Origin of the sequence: Dietzia massiliensis (assembly GCF_018390595.1) — a bacterium.
GTDB classification, from domain to species: Bacteria; Actinomycetota; Actinomycetes; order Mycobacteriales; family Mycobacteriaceae; genus Dietzia; species Dietzia massiliensis.
In genome coordinates this window covers 1-209 of the sequence record NZ_JAHBAV010000410.1, presented here as the reverse complement: position 1 = coordinate 209, position 209 = coordinate 1, and the positions used below count along the sequence as shown (strand labels likewise).

Below are 209 nucleotides of genomic sequence, written 5' to 3'. Positions count from 1 at the left end.
GAGCCGCGGGCCAAGACCACCCGACGCTGTAACCGGTGGATCTTGCAGCGCTTGGCGATCGACCGCACCAGCGTCTCCGCGGTCGCCAAGGCGCTCGGGTTGGGCTGGGATCTAGTCAATGACCTGGCGGTCTCCGAGACCCGCGCGATGGTCTACGACCAGCCCGGACACTTCGACGGAGTCCGCGTTCTCGGGGTCGATGAGCACAA

Annotated in this window: 1 protein-coding gene; it reads left to right on the top strand. The window is 66.5% G+C overall.

Features of this window, described 5'->3' with window-relative positions; all coding sequences use genetic code 11:
• The coding region (locus tag KHA85_RS17745) for a helix-turn-helix domain-containing protein (protein ID WP_272875201.1) at positions 1 to 209 on the top strand (209 nt) is incomplete at both ends.